At 63.4% G+C, this 7130-nt stretch carries 6 protein-coding genes; 2 read left to right on the top strand and 4 right to left on the bottom strand.

Going from position 1 to position 7130, the window contains the following annotated elements:
• Positions 1–132: 132 nt before the first annotated feature.
• Positions 133–1026 (bottom strand): 23S rRNA (adenine(2030)-N(6))-methyltransferase RlmJ, encoded by an 894-nt coding sequence (locus B2Z70_RS02850; RefSeq protein WP_292980767.1) that lies wholly within the window; start codon positions 1024–1026, stop codon positions 133–135.
• 148 nt (positions 1027–1174) lie between these two features.
• Here B2Z70_RS02850 and B2Z70_RS02845 point away from each other — a divergent pair, with 148 nt between their 5' ends.
• Entirely contained in the window at positions 1175–3739 is a 2565-nt protein-coding gene (locus tag B2Z70_RS02845; protein ID WP_292980764.1) for a zinc-dependent metalloprotease, read from the top strand.
• A 170-nt stretch (positions 3740–3909) separates the two neighbouring features.
• Positions 3910–5406: a S10 family peptidase gene (locus tag B2Z70_RS02840; RefSeq protein WP_292980761.1), complete on the top strand. Its 1497-nt coding sequence runs from the start codon at positions 3910–3912 to the stop codon at positions 5404–5406.
• Between the two features lie 77 nt (positions 5407–5483).
• Here the strand turns inward: B2Z70_RS02840 and B2Z70_RS02835 are convergent, their stop codons facing one another.
• The 3 genes from B2Z70_RS02835 to B2Z70_RS02825 form a co-directional block, all read right to left on the bottom strand.
• Complete coding sequence (locus tag B2Z70_RS02835) at positions 5484–6014, bottom strand: adenine phosphoribosyltransferase (RefSeq protein ID WP_040612509.1); 531 nt, start codon at positions 6012–6014, stop codon at positions 5484–5486.
• A 155-nt stretch (positions 6015–6169) separates the two neighbouring features.
• A complete protein-coding gene (locus tag B2Z70_RS02830) occupies positions 6170–6430 on the bottom strand; it encodes a hypothetical protein (protein WP_009801708.1) in 261 nt (86 codons plus the stop codon).
• 177 nt (positions 6431–6607) lie between these two features.
• The gene (locus B2Z70_RS02825; protein ID WP_009801709.1) at positions 6608–6934 is read right to left on the bottom strand and encodes a UrcA family protein; all 327 of its coding nucleotides are present in this window, start codon (positions 6932–6934) and stop codon (positions 6608–6610) included.
• Between the last annotated feature and the right edge of the window lie 196 nt (positions 6935–7130).

Here is a 7130-nt window from a genome sequence, read left to right as displayed (position 1 = left end):
GAGAAGGGCAAGCTGTTCGGCGTCAGTGAAGCGAACGAGCCGGACGCCTAGGACCTTACGCGGCCAGCGTCAGATCATGTCTCAAACGCGCAACTTGTCCGAAAACCGGTTCCCGCTTTTCGGGTTGCGCTCCTAGAACTCATCCACCATCAGGCTGTCATCAGTGATGCAGCCATCAAGCCGCCAGCCCGCGCCGTCATCCTGCGCCAGCAGGTCCGTCAGCCAGGGCAGCAGCTTCAGCAGACGCTCCTCGAGCTGGAAGGGCGGGTTCACGACGACCACCCCGGCTCCGGCCAGCGGGCCCTCTTCGCTCAGCTCGCGCACCCACATGTCGGCGCGCAGCAGCTTCTCGCCCTCCAGCCCCTGATCGGCGATCAGCCATTCGGCGAGCCCCACGTCAAACCGCTCCTGCGCCCACAGATCCTTGAGCGGGCGCCAGAAGATGAAGGTGCCGGTCGGCCAGCGCTCCAGCGCGGATTTGGCGGCCTGGGCCATGAAGGCCATCTCGTCGCGATGCTCGAAGGGCGGATCGATGATGACCAGACCCCGTTTTTCGCGCGGCGGCACGAGGCCCGGCAGGGCGCGATAGCCGTCCATCGCCTGCACCTTCACCCGGGCATCGCGCGCATAGCGACGGTCGAGCGTGACGGAATCATCCTTGTGCAGCTCGCACAGATGGATGCGGTCGTCCTGGCGCGCGAGCCGCGCCGCGATTTCAGGCGAACCGGGATAGGCGGTCAGGGCGTCGCCGTCATTCATGGCGCGGATCACGTCGAGATAGGGGTTGAGCGCATCATCAAGCTCGGCCGGAGCCGTCGTCTTGAGCAGGCGCCCGACGCCCTCTTTCCATTCCGGGCTGCGGCGCGCCTCATCCCCGGTCAGGTCATAGACCCCGACGCCCGCATGCGTGTCGATCACCCGGTAGGGCTTGGCCTTTTTCCCAAGATGTTCAAGGCATTGCGCCAGAACCAGATGCTTGAGCACATCGGCGAAATTACCGGCATGGAAGGCGTGGCGGTAGTTCATGGGGTCTCGCTTGACGCTAGAGGCGGATCATTCGGGCCGGGCAAGGAACAAATGTGACGAAACTGTAAGAGATCACATCTTTGCTCTCACCGGCTCTCCAGCCTAGTTTGTCACACTTGTACGGCAATCAAGAGGGGAGGGCTTGGAGATGTCGCAGTTTCGCAGCCTGTGGTTTGCAGCGGCCATCGCAGCCATTTCAGCGGGTGCGCCCGCATTCGCCCAGGACGAGGGCGAAGACGAAACGGAAACCATCGAGAGCTTCACGGAAGAGTTTGAAGTCATCGACGGTCTGTTTCCGCTTTATCGCGATCCGGAGAATGGCGATCTCTACATGGAGATCGCAGCCGATCAGCTCGATGACGAGTTCGTCTATTTCACCTACGCCGAAGATGGCGCGCCGCGCACCGGTCTGTTCCGCGGTCAGTTCCGCGACAACCGCGTTCTGAGCTTCGCCAAGCACTATGGCGAGATCGAGATCAGCGCCGAGAACACCAACTTCTCCTTTGACGCGGACAACGCCCTGTCGCGCGCCTCGCACGCCAACATCACCCGCGCGCCGCTGGCCGTGCTGGAGATCGCCGCGGAAACCGAAGGCGACGACGATGGATCGGACCGCTATCTCGTCCAGATCGATTCGCTCCTGAGCGGTGAGGATCTGTCCCAGATCAAGCCGAACGCTCCGCGCGGCCCGGGCGCCGAGAACGCCTTCTCCATGGGCCGCCTGTCTGGCGACCGCACCCGCGTTCTGGACGTGCGCAACTATCCTGAAAACACGGATGTGGTCGTTGAATACGTCTACACCGAGGATTCCCCGCGCAATGGCGGCGGTGAGGAAATCACCGACGCGCGCGCCGTGGCGGTGACGGTTCAGCACAGCTTCCTGGCGCTGCCGGAAGACGGCTATGAGCCGCGGGCGGATGATTTCCGCGTGGGCTATTTCGGCCAGCGGATCACCAATCTGACCGATACCAGCGTCACGCCCTATGACGACGTGATCAATCGCTGGCGTCTGGTAAAACAGGACCCGACCGCCGAGATCTCCGATCCGGTCGAGCCCATCGTGTGGTGGATCGAGAACACCACCCCGGTCGAACTGCGCGACACCATCCGTGACGCCGCCCTGACCTGGAACATCGCCTTTGAGGCCGCGGGCTTCTCCAATGCGGTCGAAGTGCGGGTGCAGCCTGACGACGCCGACTGGGACGCCGGCGATATCCGCTACAACGTGCTGCGGTGGACCTCCTCGCCGACCCCGCCCTTCGGCGGCTATGGCCCGAGCTTCACCAATCCGCGCACCGGCGAGATCATGGGCGCGGACATCATGCTGGAATACGTCTTCCTGACGAACCGCATCCGCTATTCCGAACTGTTTGACGTGGCGGGCCTGAGCCAGTGGCTGCCGGCCGAGCAACTGGCGGAAATGACCGGCGAGCCGGTGATCGAGCATGATCACGACTCCCACGGCGCCATGTGCAATTTCGCCGAGCACCTGCAAATGGAGACCATGGCGGGACTCGCCACGCTTCAGGCTCAGGGCGCCTCCACCGTCGAGATCGACGAGCTGATCCGTCAGTCCTTGCACTATCTCGTGATCCACGAGATCGGTCACACCATGGGCCTGATGCATAACATGCGCGCCAGCTCGACCGTCTCGCTAGAGGATCTCGCCAGCGGCGAGCGGGTGACCGGCTCGATCATGGATTATCCGGCGCTCAACCTGCCTCATAATGGCGAGGAGACCGTGCAGTATTCCCAGGAAACGCCCGGGCCCTACGACATCTGGGCGATCAGCTATGGCTACACGCCGGAAACGGACGCCCTGCCGGCCATCCTGGAGCGCTCCACCGATCCCGAACTGGCCTTCGGCAATGACGCCGACGACATGCGCAGCCCGGGCATCCATTCGGATCCGCGCGTGATGATCAACGACCTCTCCTCCGACCCCGTCACCTGGGCGGGCGAGCGCGTCGCCGTCATCAACGACACCCTGCGCACCCTCCCCGAGGAGTTCGAGATCGAGGGCGAAACCTACCAGCCGCTCCTGACGAGCTATCTGGTGCTGTCCGGCCAGCGCTTTGGCGCCGCCAACGTCGCCAGCCGGCATATCGGCGGGATCTACAACAACCGGTCCGTGGTGGGTCAGCCGGGCGCCGAGACGCCCTTCATTCCGGTGCCGCGCGAGAAACAGGAACAGGCGCTTGAAGTGCTCGACGCCGCCCTGTTCGGCCCGGACGCCTTCACGGCGGAAGAAGCCTATCTCGATCACCTGCAGCGCCAGCGCCGTTTCTTTGACCATTTCGGCTCTGACGAGGATCCGGCCCTGCATGATCGCGCGTTCAGCCAGCAACGGGCCGTGATGGCGCACCTGCTGCACCCGAACATGCTCGATCGCATGAATGACGCCCGTCAGTATGGCGGCGACTATCCGGTCGCCGACTATCTGCAGGACCTGACCCAGGTGGTCTACGCCGACGATATTCGCGGCGAGCCCAACACCTACCGTCAGAACCTGCAGGTGGAATATCTGCGGACGCTGATCGGCATCACCGGCAATGACGAGTATTCGCCGGTGGCCCGCTCGGCCGCACTCGCCTCCATCCAGGATGTGAAGGGCTGGGTCGGCCCCGACTGGATGCCGGATCTTACCGGCTCCCGCGAAGCCAAGGCGCACCGCGCCCACCTTCGTACGCTGATCGCCGCCTTCGAAGACTAGGTCGCGACGCTTCTGACCGCCCCCGTCTCCGGACGGGGGCGGTTTTCGTTTGGGGACAGGCATATGTCTGAACTTGACCAGCAACCGCCTGGGTCCTCACAACAGACCATCATGACACTCGCGCCCGGCCCGCTTCGGGACGTGAGGCGACAAGGGGAAAGGAGACGGACATGTTCCGTACCGCCGCAGCTGCGCTGAGCGCAGCGCTCATGCTTGCAACGCCCGTACTGGCCCAGAATGACGACACGCCCGAGATCCCGGAAGCGGGTCGCTGGGAATCGACCGGCCAGGTCAATGCGGGGGGCGAACGCGTTCGCTATCGCGCCATCGCCGCCGAGACCTATCTTGAGAATGAAGACGGCGAGCCGACCGGCTCGATCTTCTCCACCACCTATTTGCGTGACGGCGTGTCCGATCCGCGCACGCGTCCGGTGGCCTTCATCTTCAATGGCGGGCCGGGCTCGGCCTCGCTCTGGCTGCACATGGGCATGTTCGGCCCGCAGCGCGTGGTTCTGCCCAGCGAACCGCCGGGCGATGACGGCGCAGCGCCCTTCACCGTGCGCGAGAACCCCGAAAGCCTGATCGACGCGGCTGATCTGGTCTTCATCGACCCGGTGGGCACGGGCTGGAGCCGTCCGCTGGGCGACACCGATGCAGGCGAGGAATTCTGGGGCGTGGATGAGGACGCCCGGTCGGTGGCGGATTTCATTCGTCGCTGGCTGACCGAGAACCAGCGCTGGGCCTCGCCGAAATACATCATCGGCGAAAGCTATGGCACCACGCGCTCCGCCGCGCTGATGCGTCAGCTCGAGGCCGGTTGGAATGACGTGTCCATCAATGGCGTCATCCTGATTTCCTCGGTTCTGGACTTCTCGCTCGACGCCACGGATCCGGGCAATGAGGTCGCCTATGTCGGCCTGCTGCCCGGCTATGCGGCGGCAGCCTGGTATCACGAGAAGGTGGATCGCAGCGCCTGGAACAATGATTTCGACGCTTTCATCGAGGCGTCGCGCAGCTTCGCCACGGACGAATACCTGCCGGCCCTGGTGCGCGGTCAGAACATCGACCCGCAAACCCGCGCCGCCGTTATTGATCGTCTGGCGAGCTTCACCGGTCTGTCCCGCACCTTTATCGAGCGCGCCAACATGCGGGTGAACCTGTCGCGCTTCCGCACGGAGTTGCTGCGCGATCAGGGCGTGTCCGTTGGTCGGTTCGACGCCCGCTTCACCGGACCCGAGGAAGATGGCGTCTCTGAAAATCCCGAGGGCGATCCCTCCGGCTATGGCATTGACGGCGCCTACACCGCCTCGATGCTCGATTACTACACCCGCACCCTGGGCGTAGACATCACCCGCCCCTACACGCCGCTGGGCGGCGTGCGTCAGTGGAACTGGGACGCTGGCCCGGCGGGCGGCGAGAACAGCTATGTCAACGTCTCGCCCTGGCTGGAGCGCGCCATGCGTCAGAACAGCGATATGCGCGTGATGGTGGCCAATGGCTATTACGACCTCGCCACGCCGTTCTTCGCGACCGAGCTGACATTCAACCGCCCCGGTTATGACCAGAGCCGGATCGACATGCATTACTACCCGGCCGGTCACATGATGTATCTGCACCAGCCCTCGATCGAGCAGCTGGCTGAGGACGTGCGCAATTTCATCGAATAAGCGCGACAGCCTTCATTCAGAACGAGAAAGCCCCGGAGCGCTGCTCCGGGGCTTTTTCATTCGCGTTTGAAAAGGCCCTATTCGCCTTCGAACGCCACCAGGCTCGCCACCTTCACGCCATGGCTCTCGATCAGCTTGGCGCCGCCAATATCGGGCAGGTCGATGACGAAGGAGCAGCCGACCACCTCGCCGCCTGCCGCCCGGATCAGCTTGATCGCCGCTTCGGCTGTGCCGCCGGTGGCGATCAGGTCATCCACGATCAGGACGCTCTCGCCCGGCTTGATGGCGTCGGTATGGATCTCGACCTCGTCCGTGCCGTATTCGAGCTCATAGGACTGGCTGATCGTCTTGTGCGGCAGCTTGCCCTTCTTTCGGATCGGCACGAAGCCGACCGAAAGCTGGTGCGCAACCGCGCCTCCCAGGATGAAACCGCGCGCCTCGATCCCCGCGACCTTGTCGATCTTCTTGCCCGCATGGGGAAAGACCATCGCATCCACCGCAGCGCGAAATGCGCCCGGATCGCCCAGCAGCGTCGTCACATCCCGGAACATGATGCCGGGCTTGGGATAATCGGGAATGGTGCGAATGGCGGACTTGAGGTGGTCCATGGGGTGCTCCGGCTTGAAGGTGACAGGCAGGCGCACCCTGCCCTCTGGGGCCTGAGCATTGAAGAGGCTGGATACAGCGTCAAGACGCTTCGTCGTCAGTGGCGGGGCCGGCTCTGGCGCAATCGCATCACGCCAGAGCGTTCAGCCGCGATTGATCACGGCGCAATCGAACCGGTCGCCGTGTCGCAGTAATAGATGATGCTGGACGTGCTGTACGCTGTCTGCGTCCCCGAGACCGGGCCCGGCACAACGCCGCCCTGCAGGCACATTTCAATGCTCAGCCCGACGACTTCGGTTTTCGAGGCGTCACTGTAATAGACAGTGCTGTAGACCGGTTCGATGGATCGCGCATAAAGCGCGCCGGCCACGCCAGCCGTGAGGGTCAGGGCTGCGCAAACAGTAGCAAGCATTTTCATGGCGTTTCTCCTGTCTGGAGAATTCAGGCTACGCACTCGCCTTTTGAGAGTCAAATTATCGCGCAAACGCCTATGCCGGGTATAAACGGCCTGGACCAAAGCAAACGGCCCGCCAGCTGAACGCTGGCGGGCCGTCTTGAAACGCACGGGCGGACCCGTGACTGCGGAAGGTCGAGCCTAGCCGCGATCCGCCACGTAGCGGGCTTCACGGGTGCGCTCCACATGAAGGGAGCTCAACCCTTCATGAGACACGGCGCTGACCACATGCTCGACAACGTCGGCGCGGCAATACGCCTGTTCGTTGGCCTGCAGGGCGAGCGCCTCGCAATAGCGAGCGGCTTCCACGTTGAGACGCTGATAAGCCACGCGAACAGCCTGCTCGGAAGTCAACTCGGCGCGGTCCACGGCGAAGGTGAATTCCTGGGATTGCTGCGCGCTGGCGGCGAACAGGCCGGCCGAAGCCAGGACGGACGCAGCGGCGACGGTTTTGATGAGATGCTTCATTGGGTTCACTCCTCATTTTTGACGCGGCCCGCCGCGCCTCTCGGCATTGCGGTCCGCTATTAGGGCTTGAGCCGGTCCAGTCCTTCTCCAGGGGGGTGAAGCCTGCGCGCTGAAGTCTCGACTTTCGCCTTGGTTATTGTTCTGTCACCCAACAGTCATATAAATGTAATACATCTGGATACGGATGAAAAGTGGG

Origin of the sequence: Oceanicaulis sp. UBA6590 (assembly GCF_002433705.1) — a bacterium.
Lineage (GTDB): Bacteria > Pseudomonadota > Alphaproteobacteria > Caulobacterales > Maricaulaceae > Oceanicaulis.
The sequence above is the reverse complement of the archived record's forward strand: the minus strand, read 5'-3'. Positions and strand labels throughout refer to the sequence as shown.